The following is a 19,186-nucleotide window of genomic DNA, read 5'->3' as shown; positions in this document are numbered from 1 at the left end:
CGGGCTCGTTCACGGCGAGAGCGTATCGTTCCCGGTCACCGGAGAAGGCTCGTCGACCCGGTCGGCGGGATTTTCTTGGTCTTCAACGCAAAAGTCATGACTTCCTGGAAAACGGGCGCGGCGATCGTACCGCCGTAATGGTCTTTTTTCGGGTCCTGAATGACGGCCAGGGCCATCAGGCGGGGCGCTTCGGCGGGGGTGAAGCCGACGAAGGTCGCCGTATAACCGCAGTATCCGCCACATTTCTGGTCATAGCGCATGGCGGTTCCGGTTTTGCCCGCCACCCGGTAGCCCTCGATGGCGGCCGCGCCACCGGTTCCGTCGGCTCCGGCGACCGCCTTCTCGAGCATGCCGGCGAGCTGGCGGGCGGTCAGTTCGCTGATCACCCGGGTCTGCTTCGGGGCGGCGGCCGGGACCAGGTGGCCCTTCTCGTCGGTGGTGCCCGCGACGATCGTGGGGGTCAGCCGCACGCCGCCGTTGGCGATGGTCTGGTAGACGCTGGCCATCTGGAGGGCGGTGACGCTGATGCCCTGGCCGTACATGATGGTGCAGCGCTGGGAGCCGCTCCAGTCCTGCCAGTCGGGCAGCAGGCCGGCCTCCTCGCTCGGGATGCTGCCGCCGCTCTTCGCGCCGAAGCCGAAGGCGGTGAACATGTTGTGCAGCCGCTGGTCGGTGATCTTGGTGCCCGCCATGATCGTGCCGACGTTGCTCGACTCCTCGAGGATCTGGGCGAAGGTCATCTGCTCGGTCGGGTGCGGGTGGGCGTCGCGCAGCACCTTGTCGGCGCACTGGATGTTGTCGGGCACCGTGAACAGCGTCGACGGCGCGACCACGCCCGCCTCCAGCGCGGCGGCGGCCGTGATGACCTTGTTGGTGGAGCCCGGCTCGAACACCTCGGCGGCGGCCTTGTTGCCCCGGTCTTCGGCGCTGGTCGCCTGCCAGTCGCGCAGGTCGACCTCGGGCGCGTTGGCCATGGCGAGGATCTGCCCGGTCTTGATGTCCATGACGATGACGCTGCCGCTGCGCGCCCCGACCGCCTTGACCTGCTTGGCGATCGCCTCGTAGGCGGCCCACTGGATGTACCGGTCGATCGTCAGCCGCAGGTCGCGGCCGGGCACCGGCGCCTGGCGGGTGCTGCGCGTCATCGGGATGCGCTCGCCGCCCCGGCCGATCTCGATGCTCTGCTGGCCGTCCTGACCCGCGAGCGTCTTGTTGTACGCCTGCTCCAGCCCCTCGAGCCCGAACCCGTCGTCGCCGACGAACCCGACCAGCCCGCCGGCCAGCGTGCCGCCGGGATAGAGCCGCCGGTACGTCGGCTTGGAGCCCACCCCCCGGAAGCCCATGCCCATGATCTTGCGGGCGACCAGCGGGTCGACGTCGCGGGCGACGACCAGGTAACGCTTGTCGACCTGGGCGAGCTTGGCGGCGATGCCGTCCTTGGGCTTGCCGAGCTCGGCCGAGAGCGTGGTGGCGATCAGCTCCCGCTGGGTCTCCTTGACCTCCTTGGGGTCGAGGTAGATCTCCCGGGCGTCGGCCGTGACGGCCAGCTCGTTGCCGTTGGCGTCGGTGATCGACCCCCGCTTGGCCGGCAGGACCTCGGGCGTGACCCGCTGGTCGGCGGCCTTGGCCTGGAACGTCTTGGAGTTCAGCCCCTGCAGCTGCACCAGCCGCCCGGCGAACAGCGACAACACCACGGCCATGGCCATCAGCGCGATGTTGATCCGCCGCCGCGGATTGCCCAGCCGCAACACCGCGGGTCGCGGCGGCGGCCCCGGCCGCCGAGGCGGCCCCCCGGGCCCTGCGGGCGACCTGCGCGGCGGCACGTCGCCGTCGCGCCCCAGGACCGGCCGCTCCCCCGGCCGCAACGGCCGCGCGGGCCGGTCGCCGGACCTCTCGCCGGGCCTTTCTCCGGGCCGCGACGGCCTCCCGGCGCCGTCCCGCCCACGGGCGCCCTCACGAAGCGGCCCGTCGGCGAACCGGCCACCGTCACGAAGAGATCCGTCGGCAGGACGACCACCGCCACGAGACGGTCCGTCGCCAGCGCGGCCGCCCGTGCGGGCACGCCCGTCGGCCGAGCGGGCGTCAGCCGGGCGTGCGGCATTCCTGGATCGGCCGTCTCCGGGACGGCCCCCGTCGTGAAACCGGCCCTCGTCACGAAGGCCGGACTCGCCGCGCCCGCCATCACGCGAGCGCGCACCACCGTCACCGGCCGGCCCCCGCGTGCGAGGCCGAGCTCCGTTGTCACCGGCCCGACCGCCATCACGGGAACGAGCGCCGCCGTCGCCAGGGCGCACACCCTCACGCGAGCGCGCGCCGCCCTCACCGGCCCGCCCGCTCTCGCGGGAACGCGCGCCGGCGTCGCCGGACCGTCCGCCGTCGCGGGAACGCGCGCCGCCGTCGGTGGGGCGGCGGCCTTCGCGGGAGGTCTCCGGATGGTCGTCGGCCGGGCGGCCCGTGCGGGGGGCGCCCGGTTCGGTGTCGGCCTCACGGGGGCGGCCCGGGTCGTCGGGGCGCCGGGGGCGGCCCGGTCCGTCGGCGCGGCCCGGGTGGGAACCCGAGCCCGAGGCGCGGCGGCCGTCGCGCGGGCCCCGGTCGCCGGGGCTGCCCGGCCGGCCCGGGGACGGTGGGCGGCCGCCGCCACTGCTCACTGCTCGCTGCTCCCCGTCTCCGAAGCCTCAGCCGCGCCGCCGGGCTCGGTGCGGCCCGACGTGGTGGGCTCGGCGCCCGGCGCCGACGGCGTGTGACCGCCGCCGACCCACTTCGGGGCCGACTCGTCGGGCGAGACGCCGTGCTGCACGGCGCCCTTGGCGACCGCGTCGGGCTGGCGGGCGTCGCGGATGCGGCCCTTCTCCGCGTCGGCCTGCTGACGCAGCTGCTCGTTCACGCGGCGCAGCTCGTTGTGCTTGAACGAGTCCTGCGCCAGCACCGTGTTGAGCAGCAGCAGGCTGACCAGACCGCCGCCGAGCAGGCCGACGACGAGCATGACGAAGGGCGCCCTCGGCGGACGCCGCCGTTCGGACGGCGGTTGCGGCGCGCGCCGGGCGACCGGGACCTCCGTCCGCTCGACCGGGCGGGCGTGGGTCACGGGGCCGCGCGGGCGACGGCGCGCGTCGGGCTTGGCGCCGGGCTTGGCGCCGGGCTTGGCGCCGGTCTTCGGGTCTTTCAGTGGGCTCATCGTCGGCCTCATCCCTGGCGGATCCTCTCTGCCGCCCGCAACCGGGCCGAGGCGGCCCGCGGGTTGCGGGCCAGCTCGTCGTCGTCGGGGAGCTCGGCCCCCCTTGTCAGGTGACGGAACCGGGGCTGGTGAGCCTCCAACGGGACCGGCAGCCCCGGAGGGCCGGTTTCCCTGGTTCGCGCCGCGAGGACCTGCTTGGTGAGCCGGTCCTCCAAGGAGTGGTAGGAGAGCACGACCACGCGCCCGCCCACCGCGAGCGCGTCGAGCGAGGCGGGCAGGGCCGCGTCGAGGGCGGCCAGCTCCGCGTTCACTTCGATGCGCAACGCCTGGAAGGTTCGTTTCGCCGGGTTGCCGCCGGTCCGGCGGGTCGCGGCGGGGATCGCCTCGCGCACGAGGTCGGCGAGGCGTTTGGTCGAGGTGATCGGCTCGACGGCCCGTTCCTTGGCGACCCGCTCGGCGATGCGCGCGGCGAAGCGTTCCTCGCCGAAGTCGCGCAGCACCCGGGCCAGGTCGCGGGGCTCGTAGGTGTTCACCACGTCGGCGGCGGTCAGCTCCTGGTCGCGGTCCATGCGCATGTCGAGGGGCGCGTCGTAGGAGTAGGCGAACCCGCGGTCGGCCTCGTCGAGCTGCGGCGAGGAGACGCCGAGGTCGAACAGCGCGCCGTGGATGACCGGGTGGCCGCTGTCGGCGAGCACCTCGGGAAGCTCACTGGAGACCGCGCGCACGATGGTCGTGCGGTCGGCGTAGGGCGCCAGCCGTTTGGTGGAGTGGTCGATGGCGAACGGGTCGCGGTCGATGCCGATGAGGTGCACGTCGGGATGTGCGGCGAGGATCGCCTCGGCGTGGCCCCCGAGGCCCAGGTTGGCGTCGACGACCACCGGAGACGGCCCGGTGAGCGCGGGAGCCAGCAGCTCCAGCACACGGCCGAGCAGCACCGGAACGTGCCCACCGGTGTTCTGGTCGGTCATACGTCGTACACCCCCATGAGTAAATGCCGCTTCTGGGCTCGCGGTCGCGCGGCGCCCCGTCGGCTAGACAGTCCCCACCCTCGGTCGACTGCCGCCGAGAACTATGGCGGACGGCCGACCCGTCCGGCCAGGTCCCCATCCGCAGACCGCGTCTCGTGGCACCTGACACCGGGGAAGGTGCATCAGGTACCCGGCGGGCGGGTGGAGACCTCGCCGAACGTCACCGACGGGTCATTTCGAAAGGTCACAGGATCCCTGGCAACACCTCCTCGGACAGGTCGGCGAATGCCTGCTCCTGGTCGGCGAGATAGGCCTCCCACGCCGGGGCGGCCCAGATCTCCAGCCGGGTGTTGGCGCCGATGACCACGCAGTCACGATCGAGCCCGGCGTACTGGCGCAGGCCGGACGGGATGGTGACGCGCCCCTGTTTGTCGGGGGTCTCATCGGAGGCACTGGCGAAGAAGACGCGGCTGTAGTCGCGGACGGCCTTGGCGGTCACCGGCGCGGTGCGCAAAGCCTCAGTGATGCGCTGGAACTCCTCTACGGGGAAGACGTAGAGGCAGCGCTCCTGGCCTTTGGTGATCACAAGACCCTCCGCCAGCTCCTCGCGATACTTCGCCGGCAGGAACAGCCGTCCTTTGTCATCGAGGCGCGGGTGGTGAGTGCCGAGGAACACCGGCGCCACCTCCCGTGCCATGGGGAACACGAAGCCCTACAGCCACGGTCCTCCATTGGGCTCCACCATACTCCACTTCTCTCCACCGTCAACTGATTCAAACGGTATGACGATCTCGTTTATCGGACGTTTTCGCAGGTCAAACGCGGTGGTGTGAAGTGGGGCGCCGGAGCGGCGCGGGCGTGTCGCGCGCCGCCGAGAGGTCAAGTCGCCCGCCCGGCGTGTCACGGAATCCTGACCGGCGTACCACGCGATCGGTACCGCTTAGCACGACACTGTGGGCAGTTCACGCTTCTTTCCGCACAAAGTCGCCGGAGAACCACGTGCGGCATAGTCTCGGTACACACAATGGATAAGAAATGGCAAACCCCCAGCAATACGGCACGCCCTTGGAGGCCCGGTGGCAGTAACTCACGGCGTCGGTGACAAAACCGGCTCGGAGAGTCTCAACGAGCTGGTCGAGACCGCGCACCGGATCCGGGACGCGATCGAATCCGTCATCGAAGGCAAGAGCGACGTGGTTCGGCTGACGCTGACCGTATTGCTCGCGGAAGGTCATCTTCTCATCGAAGACGTACCGGGCGTGGGAAAGACGATGCTCGCCAAAGCGCTCGCGAAGTCGATCGACTGCCCGATGCGCCGCGTGCAGTTCACCCCCGACCTCCTCCCCTCCGACATCACCGGTGTGAGCGCCTACAACCAGCAGACCCGGGAGTTCGAGTTCAAGCCCGGCCCGGTGTTCGCCAACATCGTGGTCGGCGACGAGATCAACCGGGCCTCGCCGAAGACCCAGTCGGCCCTCCTGGAGTGCATGGAGGAGCGGCAGGTGACCGTCGACGGCCTCACCCACCGGCTCGACGCGCCGTTCATGGTCATCGCGACCCAGAACCCCATCGAGATGGAGGGCACCTATCCCCTCCCCGAGGCGCAGCGCGACCGCTTCACCGCCAAGATCGCCATGGGCTACCCCGAGCCGGTGGCCGAGCTCGAGATGCTCGACGTGCACGGCGCCTCCCAGCCGCTCGACAAGCTGGAGCCGGTCGCCACCACCGCCGAGGTGAAGGCGCTGATCGAGGCGGTCCGCGCGGTCTACGTCTCGCAGCCGGTGAAGAAGTACGCCATCGACCTGGTCACCGCCACCCGCCAGACCCCCGACCTGCGGCTCGGCGCCTCCCCGCGCGCCACGCTGCAGCTGGTCAGGGCGGCCCGCGCGCACGCCGCGCTGTCCGGCCGCGACTACGTGATCCCCGACGACCTCCAGGACCTCGCCGTGCCGGTCCTGGCCCACCGCCTGCTGCCCAGCATGGAGGCGCAGGGCCAGCGCCGGACGCCCGAGCAGTCGCTCGCCGAGCTTGTGCGCCGCATCCCGGTGCCCGACACGAAGTAGGACTCCTCTCTATGACCGGACTCAGGGCGCTCACCGCCCGGGGCAGGTCGTTCCTCGCGTCCGGGATCGCCGCCCTGGTGTGCGCGTTCCTGCTCGGAGAGCACGACCTCATCCGGGTGGCGATCCTGATCGTCGCGCTGCCGCTGCTGGCCGTCATGGTCGTGGCGCGGACCCGTTACCGGCTGAGCTGCGCGCGCCGCCTCGACCCCTCCCGGGTCGAGGCCGGCAACGACAGCACGGTCACGCTGCGGCTGGAGAACGTGACCCGGCTGCCCACCGGCCTGCTCCTCGTCGAGGACACGCTCCAGTACGCCCTGGGCACCCGCCCCCGGTTCGTGCTCGACCGGGTGGAGGCCAAGGGGATCCGCGAGATCGACTACAAGGTGCGGTCGGACCTGCGCGGGCGCTACTCCATCGGGCCGCTGTCGGTGCGCATCACCGACCCGTTCGGGCTGGTCGAACTGGCCCGCACGTTCACCGCGACCGACACCCTCGTGGTGACCCCGCAGGTCATCCCGCTGCCCTACGTGCGCCTGTCGGGCGAGTGGGCGGGCGGCGGCGACAGCCGCACCCGGTCGGTGGCGGCCGCGGGCGACGACGACGTCGCGCCGCGCGACTACCGGCAGGGCGACGACCTGCGCCGCGTCCACTGGCGCTCGACCGCGCGTTACGGCGAGCTGATGGTGCGGCGCGAGGAACAGCAGTGGCAGAGCCGCGGCGCGCTCCTGCTCGACACGCGGCGGCCCGCCCACCGGGGCGAGGGCCCGCGTTCGTCGTTCGAGGTCGCGGTCTCGGCGGCGGCCTCCATCGGCGTGCACCTCGCGCACGAGGGGCTCGGGCTGCGGCTGGTCACCGACCAGGGGCCGCAGCAGCTCATGGAGGGCGGCGTGCAGGCCTCGCTGCTCGACACGCTCGCGGTGGTGCGCAACAGCCAGGCCCGCTCGCTCTCCAACGGCATCGCCGGGTTGCGGCAGGGCGGCGGCGAAGGACTGATCGTGGCGGTGCTCGGGGCGCTCGACCTCGACGACGCGCAGTCGCTGGCGCGGCTGCGGCACGGCCACATGACCGGCGTCGCGGTGCTGCTCGACGTCGCGACCTGGGAGGGCGGCTCGGAGGGCGAGGTCTCCCCCGAGCACGAGCAGGCGCAGGCGGTGCTGGCCGCGAGCGGCTGGCGGGTGCTGCGGCTGCCCGCCGGGGTGTCGCTGGCCGCGATCTGGCCCGACGCCGCGTACAAGAGGAGTGCCGCGTGATGCGACTGCCGATCGCTTCGGGGGCGGCCACGGGTGCCGTCGCGCTCACCCTTTATCCGTTGTTCTCCGAGGGCTCGTGGTTCTGGGCGACGCTCGGCATCCTGCTGTGCACGACGCTGGCGGCGGCGCTGGTGTCGCGGTACGCGCAGCCCGCGTTCGCCGCGCCGGTCGGCATGGCGCTGGCGGCGATCCTGTTCATGACCGTCACCTTCGCCCGCGACGAGGCGTGGTGGGGGTTCATCCCCAACTTCGACTCCACCGCCCGGATCGCCGAGACGATGGCCGAGGGCTGGGACGAGATCCAGAAGTTCGCCGCGCCGGTCCCGTCGACCGGGGGCATCAGCCTGCTGACCGCGGGCGGGGTCGCGTTCATCGCGATCCTCGTCGACGCGTTCGCGGTGCGGGTGCGCCGGGCGGCGCTGGCGGGCCTGCCGCTGCTCGGGCTGTTCACCGTCCCGGCCGCGGTGCTGAACGAGCCGATCGCCTGGCCCGCGTTCATCATCGGCGCGCTCGGGTTCGTCGGCCTGCTGGTCTCCGACGGGCGCGAGCGGGTGTCCCACTGGGGCCGGGCCGTGCTGGTACGGCGTTCGCGCACGACCACCACCACCCCCGACGCGGGCAAGCTGGTCCTGTCGGGCAAGCGCATCGGGGTCACCGCCGTGGCGCTGGCCATCGGCATCCCGGCGCTGATCCCCACGCTGACGCCCAACCCGCCGTTCGGGTTCGGCGTCGGCAACGGCCTGGGGCCGGGCGGCCGCAACGTCGGCATCCCCGACGCCATCGCCAAGCTCAGCGGGCAGTTGTCGCACCCGGTGAACGCGCCGGTGCTGAGCTACACCTCCACCGACGACGTGCCGCGCTACCTGCGCATCTACTCCCTCGACGAGTTCGACGGGCAGCAGTTCAAGTCGAGCGCGCTGCGCGGGCGTCCCGAAGACCGGGTGAGCGAGAGCGTCATGCCGCCCGCGCCGGGCCTGTCGCCCATGACGCCGGGGACGGCGACCGACCAGACCATCACGGTCAGCGAGGACATCGAGGAGCTGCGCTTCCTGCCGCTCCCCTACCCGGCCACCCGGGTCGTCGCCGACGGCGACTGGCGGGCCGACCGCAACACCCTGATGGTGTTCTCCACCGAGGACGACGCGGCCGGGCTCGAATACCAGGTCATCGGCAAGGACGTGCGGCCCACGCCCGAGATGCTGGACAACGCGCCGATGGCGCCGATCGACGTGCAGGGCCGCTTCCTGACGCTGCCCGCCGACATCGACCCCGCCGTCGTCGCGCTGGCCGACGACGTCACCCGGGGCGCGGCCACCAAGTACCAGATGGCGGTGAAGCTGCAGGAGTGGTTCACCCGCACCGGCGGGTTCACCTACGACGTGCAGACCAAGGGGTCGGGGCTCGACGCGCTGACCGACTTCCTGCTGGTCGGCAAGTCGGGCTACTGCGAGCAGTTCGCCAGCGCCTTCGCGGTGCTGGCGCGGGTGCTGGGCATCCCGTCGCGGGTGTCGATCGGCTACACCGGCGGCACCAAGTCGGAGGACCGGTGGGTCGTCCGGACCCACGACGCGCACGCCTGGCCGGAGCTCTACTTCGAGGGCGCCGGATGGCTGACCTTCGAGCCGACGCCGGCGGGCGGGTTCGGGCAGGCGACGGCGCGGGTGCCGTCGTACACGCTGCCGCAGTCGGACTCCGCCGAGCCCTCGTCGGGGGCCTCGGCCCGGCCGTCGAGCGACCCGGCCGCCTCGCCGGGGGCGAGCAACCCGGCGCGCGGGATCGGCAACGCCGAGCGGGAGCTCGGGCCGACCGGTCTGCCGGTGGCCGAGGAGCGGTCGGTCTGGGTGAACGTCGGCATCGGCGTCGCCGTGGCGCTGCTGCTGTCGCTGATCCCCGCGTTCATGCGGGCGGTGCTCTGGCTCTGGCGGCGGCGGGTGCTCAACCGGGCGGCCGCCGTGCCCGACGACGAGGTGCCCGTCGTGAAACCGAAGAAGGACGACGACGACGGCTGGAGCGGCGGCGAGGTGATCGGCGGGGAGCCCGCCGAGAAGCCCCTGTCGGTCTGGGCCGTCGCCGAGGAGCCGGTCGTGGCGGCGCCCAAGCAGGAGAACACCTTCGCGGCCCCGGCCGTGGAGGCCGCCTGGGCCGAGCTCTGCGACACGCTGGTCGACCTGGGCATGCCCAAGGCGAGCAGCGAGACGCCCCGGGCGCTGGGCCGGCGGCTGGCCGGCGCCTACCCCCTCGACACCGAGGCGGCCAAGGCGCTGGCCAAGATCGCCACCAGCGAGGAGAAGCTGCGGTACGCCCGCACCCCCGGCGAGGTCACGCCTCTGGTCGACGACCTGAAGGCGGTCAGGCGGGGCCTGGCGGCGTCGGTGTCGCGCGGGCGGCGGATCGCGGCGGTGCTGGCGCCCATGTCGTCGTTGCTGCGGGTGCGCGGCCTCGGCGAGCGCATGCTGGACGGGTTCGACCGCCTGGAGAACATCCGGCTGCGGCCGGCCAGGAAGGAACCCGAGACCGCGGCCACTGAGGACGTGCTGGAGTCACAGGTCGGGTCGCGTCGGTAATACCGGAACAAACGAGCGGGCTCGGGGCGTGTCAGCCCCGGGCCCGCCGTCTTTCCATGATTACTGTGACAACTACTGCGGCGGCTAGCGCTCGTCGTTACGACGGCGCCAGCGCTCCTCCATGCGCTCCATGAAGCCGGGACGGCGCCCACGGCGGGCGGCCGGCCCCTGCTGCTGCGTGGACGTGGCGGAGCGGCTGTCGCCGTGGAAACCGTTCATGCGTTTCCAGCTGGACAGACCCCACAGACACGTCGCGAGCATGACCACAAAGCCGGCGACCCCGAGCCAGATGACGGTGGACACGACGCCGACCATCAGCAGGACGACGCCGAGTGCGAAGCCGATGGAGGCCTTCACCAGGCGGCGCTTGTAATGGCTGCGTGGGTCACTGATCCGGACGGTATTGGCCCACTTCGGGTCCTCGGCATAGAGGGCCTGCTCGATCTGGTCGAGCAAGCGCTGCTCGTGCTCAGACAGCGGCACGGCGCCTCCCAAGGACGGCCCCAAGACGGGGAAGACGGCAACGAACGAAGGATGTCCGAACCCTGCGGTCGGTTATCCCCAGAATACGAGTCTGTAGACGTGGGCGAAAGAAAACGGTCAGAACGTCCACAAGCGCGGTCCAATGCGGAGGTGACGTCATAGATCCATTGGACCAAACCGTTTTCGGACGAGCGAGGCGGGGCGGACCGCATCGGGCCCGAACCTCCGGATCGCCCTGTCCATGGCCTGTTCCGCCTCCCGCCAGCCGATCTCGCGGTCTCCCAGGCCGATTTGCCTGGTCGCCGTGTCTGCCGGGCGGAGGTTCTCCATCCGGACGCCTACGAGTCGCAGCCGCACTCTATCGAGACCTGCGGCCCTGTAGAGGTCGCAAGCGGTGGTATGTATCTCTTTCGCCACATCTGTGGCCTCTCGGAGGGTACGCGACCGCGTGATGGTCGTGAAATCGGATCGGCGCAGCTTCACGCTGACGGTCCGGCCGACGTAGCCGGCGGCGCGCAGCCGGGCGGCGACCCGCTCGGAGAGCCGGAGCAGCTCCCGCATGATCGTCTCGGGGTCGTCGACGTCGTGGGCGAAGGTCTCCTCGTTGCCGATGCTCTTGTCGGGGACGTGGGCGGTCACCCGGCGCTCGTCGCGGCCCCACGCCAGCGCCGCCAGATGGCTCCCCGCGGCCCCGAACTCGCGCTGGAGCGTGGCAACGGGCACCCGGGCCAAATCGCCCACGGTTTTGATGCCCAGCCGCGTCAGGGCCTGCTCAGTGCGTTCGCCCACGCCCCACAGGGCCGCGACGGGCAGCGGGTGGAGGAACTCGACGACGCCGTCGGCCGGGACGACCAGGAGGCCGTCGGGCTTGCACTGGCGGGAGGCGAGCTTGGCGACGAACTTGGTGGACGCCACCCCGACCGAGCAGGTCACCCCGAAACGCTCGGCCACCTGGGCCCGGATCGCCGCCGCGACCTGAACCGGGGACCCCAGCCTGCGGCGGGCGCCGCCGACGTCGAGGAACGCCTCGTCGACCGAGAGCGGCTCCACGAGCGGGGTGACCGCGTGGAAGATCTCGAAGACGCCCTTGGAGATCGCGCCGTACTTGCCGTGGGAGGGCGGGATGACCGTCGCCTGCGGGCACAACCGCATCGCCCGGGTCATCGGCATCGCCGAGTGGACGCCGAACCGGCGGGCCTCGTAGGTGGCGCTCAGCACCACGCCCCGCGCCCCGGCGGCGCCGACGATCACGGGGGTGCCCACGAGCTCCGGGCGGTCGATCAGCTCGACCGCGGCGAAGAACGCGTCCATGTCGACGTGGAGGATCGGGCAGCCGCTGTCGTCGGCGCTCCCGGCCGGGGTGGTGACCTGCGGCAACACCTGTTTCCTCGACATGGCGCGAGTCTAACCGAACGCGTGTTTGACTGCGCGTGCCCCGCACGCGCGGGCCCGAGCGCACGAGCAGACCTGCATGTTCATCCAACCCCTCGCCCGGCCGACGCCCACGGCGGGGCAAGATCGCTCTTTTCGCCCGGCCTGCTCGTTGGGCGCGACGCGGGAGCGGCCGGTCGGCGCCGGGTGCGGCGCTTCCCGGGAGCGGTGGTCGGTGCCGGGGTGGGCGGAGCCGTAACGGAAAAGAGGCTCTTAGCGGTGGGCGAGGAGGTGGAGCCTGGTCGCGATGTCCCTCAGCACGGGGTGGGCGGCGGCGGCCCGTTCAAGCTCGATCAAGCCATCAGGGTCGTCTTCGGCGAAGCGGCTGGGGACCAGGTCGGTGAAGATGCGGGCGCCCTGGACCTCGCCGACGGTGAAGCCGGCCTTGCCCAGCAGGGCGGCGAGGGCCTCGCCGGTGAAGCGGCGGGGGGTCGGGTCCTTCTCGCCCCAGGTGCCCGTGTCGAGGACGTCGCGGGCCTCGGCGAAGTTGCCGGCCAGGGCGCGGTGGATGGCGGTCGCGACGGGGTTGGCGGCCAGGACGCTGACCACTCCCCCGGGGCGCACGACCGTGTGGACCGACGCGAGGGCGGCCGACGGGTCGTCGACGTATTCGAGCACGCTGTGGCAGAGCACCAGGTCGGCGCTGGCGGGCGGGAGGAGGTCGGCCAGGTCGCCGGCGTCGCCCTGGAGGCCGGTGACGGTCACGCCCGCCTCGGCGGCGCGGCGCTCCAGCGCGGCCAGCGAGTCGGGGGTGGGGTCGACCACGGTCACCGCGTGGCCCAGGCGGGCCAGCGGCACCGCGAAGCCGCCGGTGCCGCCGCCGGCGTCGAGGATGTCGAGCGCGGATCTGCCGGCGATGACCGCTTGGAGCGACTCCCAGACGACGGCCTGCCGCGTGGCGTCACGCACGGTGATCCTCCGAAAAGTCGACGACGACGTAGGCACGCCAGCCTACGCCGCCGCCGGAGCTCAGAGCGTCAGGGACGGCTTGAGCTGCTTGAAACGGGCCAGCAGCCCGTTGACGAACTGGGGCGACTCGTCGGTCGACAACTCACCGGCGAGGGCCACCCACTCACTGATCACGACGCCTTCGGGCACCTCTTCGACCCAGAGCATCTCGTAGGTGCCGACCCGGAGGATGTTGCGGTCGACGGCGGGCATGCGCTCCATCGTCCACCCCTCCGAGTAGGTCGAGATGAGCTCGTCGATGCGGCCCAGCCGCCCGGCCACGCCCTCGACCAGGCTGACCGTGTATTCGTTGACCGGCGGCTCGGCCCGCTCGACCCGCTCGGCGAGGATGTCGAGCGGGTTGGTGTCACGTGCCTCGGCCTCGAAGAGGATGTCGAGCGCGCGGCGGCGCGCCTTCCCCCGGGCAGACATCAAGCGCGACCGAGGTAGTCGCCGGTCCGGGTGTCGACCTTGACCTTCTCGCCGGTCGTGATGAAGAGCGGCACCTTGATCTCGGCGCCGGTCTCGAGGGTGGCGGGCTTGGTGCCGCCGGTCGAGCGGTCGCCCTGGAGGCCCGGCTCGGTCTCGGAGATGATCAGCTCGACGGCGGCCGGGAGCTCGACGTAGAGGACGTTGCCCTCGTTGATCGCGACCGTGGCGGTCATGTTCTCGAGCAGGTAGTTGGCGGCGTCGCCGACGGCCACCCGCGAGACGTTGAGCATGTCGTAGGTCTCGGTGTCCATGAAGACGAACTCGTCGCCGTCCATGTAGGAGAACTGCATCTCACGACGGTCGACGGTCGCCACCTCGACCTTGACGCCGGCGTTGAAGGTCTTGTCGACGACCTTGCCCGACTTGATGCTCTTCAGCTTGGTGCGGACGAACGCGCCGCCCTTACCGGGCTTGACGTGCTGGAACTCCACGACCGACCAGAGGTCGCCGCCGTCGAGTTTGAGCACGAGTCCGTTCTTCAGGTCGTTCGTGGTCGCCACGTGAAGTCTCTTCTCCTGCGTGCGGGCCGCTCACAGGACGAGCAGCTCCCTGGTGGTGAGTGTGAGCAGTTCCGGCAATGGGTCACGCGTCACGAGCGTGTCCTCGATGCGCACACCGCCCAACCCCGGCAGGTAGACCCCGGGTTCGACGGTGATCGGAACTCGATCCTCTAGTCTACCGGTCCGGCCGGGGCCGAGAAACGGCTCCTCGTGGATCTCCAGGCCCACGCCGTGGCCCAGGCCGTGGCCGAAGCGGTCGCCGTAGCCCGCGTGGTCGATCAGGTCGCGCGCGGCGGAATCGATCTCGGCGGCGGTGGCCCCTGGGCGGACGGCGGCGCGTCCCGCCGCCTGGGCGTCGTGGACGAGGGTGTAGATCTCGCGCTGCCAGTCCGCCGGCTCGCCCAGGGCGACGGTCCGGGTCATGTCGGCGTGGTAGCCGGCGTACAGGGCGCCGAAGTCCATGGTCACCAGGTCGCCCCGCCGCAGCGGGCGGTCGCCGGGCGAGTGGTGCGGGACGGCGCCGTTGGGGCCGCTCGCGACGATCGTCTCGAAGGCCGGGCGGTCGGCGCCGAGCTCGGTCATCCGCGCCTCCAGCATCCGGGCGATCTCGCGCTCGGTCATACCGGCCGCGATCTGGGCGACGACCAGGGAGAACGCCTCGTCGGTGAGGGCGCAGGCGCGGGCCAGGGCGGCGATCTCGGCGTCGTCCTTGACCCTTCTGAGGTCTTCGACCAGGCCCTCGGTGAGGGGCGCGGTCCCGCCCAGGCGGCGGAACTCGGCGACCGTCAGGTGGTGGGCCTCGACGGCGGCGCCGGGTTCCAGGAGCTCCCCGGCGACGTCGCGGGTCTCCTTGATCTGTACGTCGCCATCGAGCCCCCGGGCCGTCTCGATGTAGCGGGAGTCGGTCGCGAGCACGGCGGTCGCGTCGGCGCGCACCAGCACGGCGGCGTTGGAGCTGGCCAGCCCGGTCAGGTAGCGCACGTTGACGGGCCGGGTGACCAGCAGGCCGGGGTGGCCGCCCTCGGCGAGGAGGGCGGCCAGACGGGCTCGGCGTTCCGCGAAACTCATGGTCAGAATCTAGGACATGTCAACATTGCGGGGGCTCCAGGCGGGCTCTGGCGCGCGGCTCCCGTGACGGCGCGGCCCCGCCGAGGAGGGCCCGGGTGAGCGACTCGCCGTCCCCGGCCATCCGGGTGAGGACCGTGGTGAAGTGGTCGTCGGTGAGGGCGTGCTCGTCGCGTCTCAGGGCCGTGAGGACGACCCTCCTGAGCAGTTCCTTGACGAACGAGGCGGTGACCCCCTCGGTGGCCTTGACGACGGCCTCGACGTCGGCGGCGAGGGGCCGGTTGCGGGCGTAGAGGCGGATCAGGCGGTCGCGGGCGGCCGCGTCGGGGGGCGGGACCTCGACGGCCAGGTCGACGCGGCCGGGCCGCTGGACCAGCGCGGCCTCGAGGGTCTCCACCCGGTTGGTGGTGAGCAGGAAGGTCACGTCGGCGTCGCCGGTCACGCCGTCCATCGCGTCGAGGAGGGCGAACAGCAGGGGGCTGGTCTCGAACTGGGAGCGGTCCTCGGCGATGAGGTCGACGTCCTCGACGACCACGATCGACGGCTGGAGCCGCCGCGCCAGCGCCACCGCGAAGTCGATCTTCGACATGCCCTCGGCGGTCATCAGGATCGCGGTGCTCTCGGGCCGCCGCCCGATCAGGTAGCGGACGGTGTGGGTCTTGCCGGTGCCGGGCGGGCCGTAGAGCAGCAGGCCCCGGCGCAGGTGCTGACCGGCCTCGCGTAACCGGTCGGCCTCGCGGCCGATCCCCACGACGTGGTCTTCGAGGGCCTCCAGGCGGCCGTCGGGCAGCACCACCTCCTCGGGGGCGAGGTCGGCCCGGGGGATGAAGGTGAGCAGCTCGTTCTCGCGGTGCTCGGAGAAGCCGAAGCTCACCACCTGGCCGCGCAGCGGGTCGAGCGTGTTCTTCAGGCGGTCGACCTCGGCGCGCACGGCGGCCGCCGCCTCCCGCTCGGTGGCGATCACCGTGAGGAGGGCGAACTTGTTGTAGTCCTCGCGGTTGCTGACTCCCAGGATCACCGGGCTGCCGTCGGGGGCGTGGGTGCACACCATGCCGAGCTGGATCACGTCCATGGTGTCGTCGGGCCCGACCGCGGCGACCGCGTAGTCGGGCCGGCCGAGGAGCACGCCGCCCGACTTCATGGCGCTGGTGATCATGTTGATCAGGCTCTCCCAGCGCCGGTCGGAGCCGACGATGCCGAACCACTCGGCGCCGGGGCTGTGCTCGGCGAGATAGCGGTCGGCCGCGAGCTGGAGGGCGGCGTGCTCGAAGAGGCGGTACTTCTCCTCGACCACGACCACCTCCCCGATGGGCCGGGCCAGGTGGCCGGTGACCTTCGCGGCCAGGGGCGAGGTGGCGTTCTCCTCGGTCACGCGTTGCGCGACCGCGTCGTAGACCCGGCGGAGGCTCTCGGCCAGAGCACGGGCGTCGTGCGAGTCGATTGACGTCACCCGGCCATGCTGCCAAACGCGCGCCTCAGACGGGCTGCCTGCGGCGCTCGTGCCGGCCGCCCCGCTGCTGCGGGGCCGGGCCGCCGCGCAGCGGCACCTCCTTGAGGAACAACACCGCGACCACCCCGAGGACCGCCGCCGGCACGCCGACCAGGAAGACGGTCTGCATCGCTTCGGTGTACGACTCCAGCACCGCCTTCACCACCTGCGGCGGCAGCCCGTGGATGGCCTCGGGGGTGCCCAGCTGGGGCGCGGCGGCGACGCCGCCGAGACGGGCGGCCAGTTCGTCCTTGACCCGGTTGGTGAGGATCGCCCCGAACGCCGCGACGCCGACCGCGCCGCCCAGGCTGCGGAAGAACGTGACACCGGAGGTGCTGACCGCCATGTCCTGGCGGGAGGCGGCGTTCTGCGCGGCCAGGACGAGCATCTGCATCGTCATGCCGAGCCCCGCGCCCATGATCGTGATGTACGCCCCGATCTCCACCGGCGTGGAGTCGACGTGCAGCCGCGACAGCAGGAACAGCCCGATCGCGACCAGCACCAGGCCGACAGCCGGGAACGCCTTCCACCGCCCGGTCGTCGAGGCGACCTTGCCCGAGACGATCGAGCTGAGGAACAGCCCGATCACCATCGGCAGGGTCATCAGGCCCGACTCGGTGGGCGACATGCCCTTGACGATCTGGAGGTACTGCGGCAGGTAGATCATCGCGCCGAACAGGGCGACGCCGACCAGCAGCGAGGCGATGCTCGCCAGCACGAACGTGCGGTCGCGGAACAGCCGGGGCGGCAGGATCGGCGAGGCCGCCGCCCGCTCGGCCACCACGGCCGCCGCGACCAGGACCACGGTGACCGCGCCCAGGACGTAGGTCCACGCCGAGTTCCACGCGAACTCGTGGCCGCCGAACGACAGCAGCAGCATGAGGGCGGTCGCGCCGCCGGTCAGCGTGGTCGCGCCCCACCAGTCGATGCGGGCGTCGCGGCTCTCGTGGTCGAACCGGAGCACCCGCTGCACCACCGCGAAGGCGACGACCGCGAGCGGCACGCAGACGTAGAAGCACCAGCGCCAGCCCAGCCAGTCGGTGTCGACGATGAACCCGCCGAGCAGCGGCCCGGCGACGGTCGAGAGGCCGAACACCGCGCCGACGTAGCCCGAGTAACGCCCGCGTTCCCGGGGCGGCACGATGTCGCCCAGGATCACCTGGGTGAGGGCCGACAGGCCGCCCGTGCCGAGGCCCTGGACCGCGCGGGCCGCGATCAGCATGCCGATGTTCTGCGACAGGCCCGCCACCACAGAGGCGGCCACGAACAGGCCGAGGGCGATCTGGAAGAGGCGCTTGCGGCCGAAGATGTCCGACAGCTTGCCCCAGAGCGGGGTGGAGACGGTCATCGTGAGGAGGGTCGCGCTGGCCACCCAGGACAGCTGCTCCTGGCCGCCCAGGTCGCCGACGATCGTGGGGAGGGCGGTGCCGACGACCGACGTGGAGAGCATCGAGGTCATGAGGGCGAGCAGGAGGCCGGAGAGGATCTCCAGGACCTGGCGATGGCTGTAGGTGCGTTGTGGTGCGTCCAAGAGAGTCAAAGCCGGCGTCCCCCCGTGTAAAGAATGCTCCTCAACAGAGTTAGTAGACGCTTGTTTACTTGTCAAACGCAGCTAATATTCGTCAGGTGACGAGAGATCGGGAGGCGACCAGCCGGCGGATCCTGGAGGCGGCCCGCGACCTGTTCGCCGCCCACGGCTACGACCAGGTGACGATGCGGATGATCGCCGCCGAGGCCGGCGCCAACGTGGCCCTCGTCAACCGCTACTTCGGCACCAAGGCGGCCCTCTTCGCCGAGGCCCTGGCGACCGGCTCGACGATCGAGTCGGTGATCGCCGGCGACCCGGCGGGCCTGGCCGGGCGGCTGGCCCACCGGCTGGCGGTCCGCCTGCAGAGCGGCGCGACCGAACCGGTGACCCGCATGGTCGACCGCGCCGGCACCAGCCCCGAGATCCAGGCCATCCTCCACGCCCACGTCGAGGCGACGATCATCAAGCGCATCGCCGCCCAGCTCGACGGCCCCCACCCGGAACAACGCGCCCTGCTGGCCGCCACGATGATCCTGGGAACCGGTTCGGTACGCCGCCTCTTCGGCCCGGGCGTGATCGAGGCGGTCGACGCCGAAGAGGTCGAGGCCCGCCTGAAGGCGATGTTCGAAATCTGCCTGCGCCCCTGAGGCACGGTCACCGCTCAGCCCGGCCTCAGACCAGGTCGCCCTTCATCAGCTCCCAGAACGACCGCCCTCGAGCCGCGCCCGCCCGCCACGACGCGAGGTGCCACGCCTCCCACTCCCCCTCGGCGGTGACGACCAGCGGGTTGAGGAGCAGCAGCCCGTCCCAGTGGCCGACGAGAAGGGTGTGCGGCACGTATTCGCCGCGGACGAAACCGTTCTGCCCCGGCCCGTAGTCGAAATAGAGGTCGTCGGGCACGCTCGGAACCCTGTCGCCCTCCTTCGGGCCCCAGAGCCGGACCCACTCGGGTTCCAGGTCGCGCAGCCAGCCGACCTGGTGGGTCCGGAAGAGGCAGTACTCCTCTTCGTCCCCGTCGCCGTAGCCGTCGGCGTAGAGGAGCAGGGCACGGTAGCTCGGTGGGAGCGGCCTGCCCAGCCGCTCCTCCAGCAGGCGCACCTCCGGCTCACCCGCGGCGGCGTGGAGACCGTGGTCGGGCGGGAAGGGGTAGTCGGCGAGTTCCTCGGGCATCGGCCCCTTGGGCGGGAAGACGTCGGACCACGCGAACGGGGGGCTCATGGTGGACGACCC

At 71.7% G+C, this 19,186-nt stretch carries 17 protein-coding genes; 4 read left to right on the top strand and 13 right to left on the bottom strand.

The annotated features are described in order from the left end of the window. Positions 1-35: 35 nt before the first annotated feature. The 4 genes from AW271_RS36725 to mraZ form a co-directional block, all read right to left on the bottom strand. Positions 36-1,751, bottom strand: coding sequence for a peptidoglycan D,D-transpeptidase FtsI family protein (locus AW271_RS36725; RefSeq protein ID WP_500784393.1), 1,716 nt, complete (start codon positions 1,749-1,751; stop codon positions 36-38). A gap of 893 nt (positions 1,752-2,644) precedes the next feature. Continuing rightward, positions 2,645-3,175 (bottom strand): cell division protein FtsL, encoded by a 531-nt coding sequence (ftsL, locus tag AW271_RS36720; protein ID WP_062342727.1) that lies wholly within the window; start codon positions 3,173-3,175, stop codon positions 2,645-2,647. Between the two features lie 8 nt (positions 3,176-3,183). Further along, positions 3,184-4,143 (bottom strand): 16S rRNA (cytosine(1402)-N(4))-methyltransferase RsmH, encoded by a 960-nt coding sequence (rsmH, locus tag AW271_RS36715; RefSeq protein ID WP_062342725.1) that lies wholly within the window; start codon positions 4,141-4,143, stop codon positions 3,184-3,186. Between the two features lie 244 nt (positions 4,144-4,387). Continuing rightward, complete coding sequence (gene mraZ / locus AW271_RS36710) at positions 4,388-4,819, bottom strand: division/cell wall cluster transcriptional repressor MraZ (protein ID WP_030450330.1); 432 nt, start codon at positions 4,817-4,819, stop codon at positions 4,388-4,390. A 400-nt stretch (positions 4,820-5,219) separates the two neighbouring features. Between mraZ and AW271_RS36705 the strand changes: the two genes are divergently transcribed. The 3 genes from AW271_RS36705 to AW271_RS36695 are packed head-to-tail and all read left to right on the top strand — an operon-like array spanning position 5,220 to position 10,020. Further along, positions 5,220-6,206 carry an AAA family ATPase gene (locus AW271_RS36705; protein WP_062342724.1) on the top strand — a complete coding sequence of 329 codons (987 nt, stop codon included), beginning with the start codon at positions 5,220-5,222 and terminating at the stop codon, positions 6,204-6,206. 11 nt (positions 6,207-6,217) lie between these two features. Beyond that, the gene (locus AW271_RS36700) at positions 6,218-7,456 is read left to right on the top strand and encodes a DUF58 domain-containing protein (RefSeq protein ID WP_062342722.1); all 1,239 of its coding nucleotides are present in this window, start codon (positions 6,218-6,220) and stop codon (positions 7,454-7,456) included. Then, complete coding sequence (locus AW271_RS36695) at positions 7,456-10,020, top strand: transglutaminase TgpA family protein (RefSeq protein WP_062342720.1); 2,565 nt, start codon at positions 7,456-7,458, stop codon at positions 10,018-10,020. Before AW271_RS36700 ends, AW271_RS36695 begins: the two co-directional genes overlap by 1 nt. A gap of 84 nt (positions 10,021-10,104) precedes the next feature. Here AW271_RS36695 and AW271_RS36690 read toward each other — a convergent pair whose 3' ends face one another. The 8 genes from AW271_RS36690 to AW271_RS36655 all read right to left on the bottom strand — a co-directional run bounded on the left by AW271_RS36690 (position 10,105) and on the right by AW271_RS36655 (position 17,968). Beyond that, the gene (locus AW271_RS36690) at positions 10,105-10,503 is read right to left on the bottom strand and encodes an SCO2097 family morphological protein (RefSeq protein WP_030450334.1); all 399 of its coding nucleotides are present in this window, start codon (positions 10,501-10,503) and stop codon (positions 10,105-10,107) included. A 156-nt stretch (positions 10,504-10,659) separates the two neighbouring features. Beyond that, the gene (locus AW271_RS36685) at positions 10,660-11,898 is read right to left on the bottom strand and encodes a DNA polymerase IV (RefSeq protein ID WP_062342719.1); all 1,239 of its coding nucleotides are present in this window, start codon (positions 11,896-11,898) and stop codon (positions 10,660-10,662) included. Positions 11,899-12,147: 249 nt separating this feature from the next. Then, complete coding sequence (locus AW271_RS36680; protein WP_062342717.1) at positions 12,148-12,843, bottom strand: methyltransferase domain-containing protein; 696 nt, start codon at positions 12,841-12,843, stop codon at positions 12,148-12,150. A 60-nt stretch (positions 12,844-12,903) separates the two neighbouring features. Next, positions 12,904-13,314 (bottom strand): transcription antitermination factor NusB, encoded by a 411-nt coding sequence (nusB, locus tag AW271_RS36675; protein ID WP_030450337.1) that lies wholly within the window; start codon positions 13,312-13,314, stop codon positions 12,904-12,906. Further along, positions 13,314-13,874 carry an elongation factor P gene (efp, locus tag AW271_RS36670; protein ID WP_062342715.1) on the bottom strand — a complete coding sequence of 187 codons (561 nt, stop codon included), beginning with the start codon at positions 13,872-13,874 and terminating at the stop codon, positions 13,314-13,316. Before efp ends, nusB begins: the two co-directional genes overlap by 1 nt. 30 nt (positions 13,875-13,904) lie before the next feature. Continuing rightward, the gene (locus AW271_RS36665; RefSeq protein WP_062342712.1) at positions 13,905-14,942 is read right to left on the bottom strand and encodes an aminopeptidase P family protein; all 1,038 of its coding nucleotides are present in this window, start codon (positions 14,940-14,942) and stop codon (positions 13,905-13,907) included. Between the two features lie 19 nt (positions 14,943-14,961). Further along, on the bottom strand, positions 14,962-16,389 hold the full coding sequence (locus AW271_RS36660; RefSeq protein WP_062342710.1) for an AAA family ATPase: 1,428 nt from the start codon (positions 16,387-16,389) through the stop codon (positions 14,962-14,964). Between the two features lie 25 nt (positions 16,390-16,414). Beyond that, positions 16,415-17,968 (bottom strand): MDR family MFS transporter, encoded by a 1,554-nt coding sequence (locus AW271_RS36655; RefSeq protein ID WP_062342709.1) that lies wholly within the window; start codon positions 17,966-17,968, stop codon positions 16,415-16,417. An 86-nt stretch (positions 17,969-18,054) separates the two neighbouring features. Between AW271_RS36655 and AW271_RS36650 the strand changes: the two genes are divergently transcribed. Further along, a complete protein-coding gene (locus AW271_RS36650) occupies positions 18,055-18,603 on the top strand; it encodes a TetR/AcrR family transcriptional regulator (protein ID WP_245653379.1) in 549 nt (182 codons plus the stop codon). Between the two features lie 25 nt (positions 18,604-18,628). Here the strand turns inward: AW271_RS36650 and AW271_RS36645 are convergent, their stop codons facing one another. Continuing rightward, positions 18,629-19,174, bottom strand: coding sequence for an SMI1/KNR4 family protein (locus tag AW271_RS36645; protein ID WP_062342705.1), 546 nt, complete (start codon positions 19,172-19,174; stop codon positions 18,629-18,631). Between the last annotated feature and the right edge of the window lie 12 nt (positions 19,175-19,186).

It is taken from the genome of Herbidospora sakaeratensis (genome assembly GCF_001570525.1).
Classification (GTDB): Bacteria; Actinomycetota; Actinomycetes; order Streptosporangiales; family Streptosporangiaceae; genus Herbidospora; species Herbidospora sakaeratensis.
This window is presented reverse-complemented; position numbering and strand designations above follow the sequence as displayed.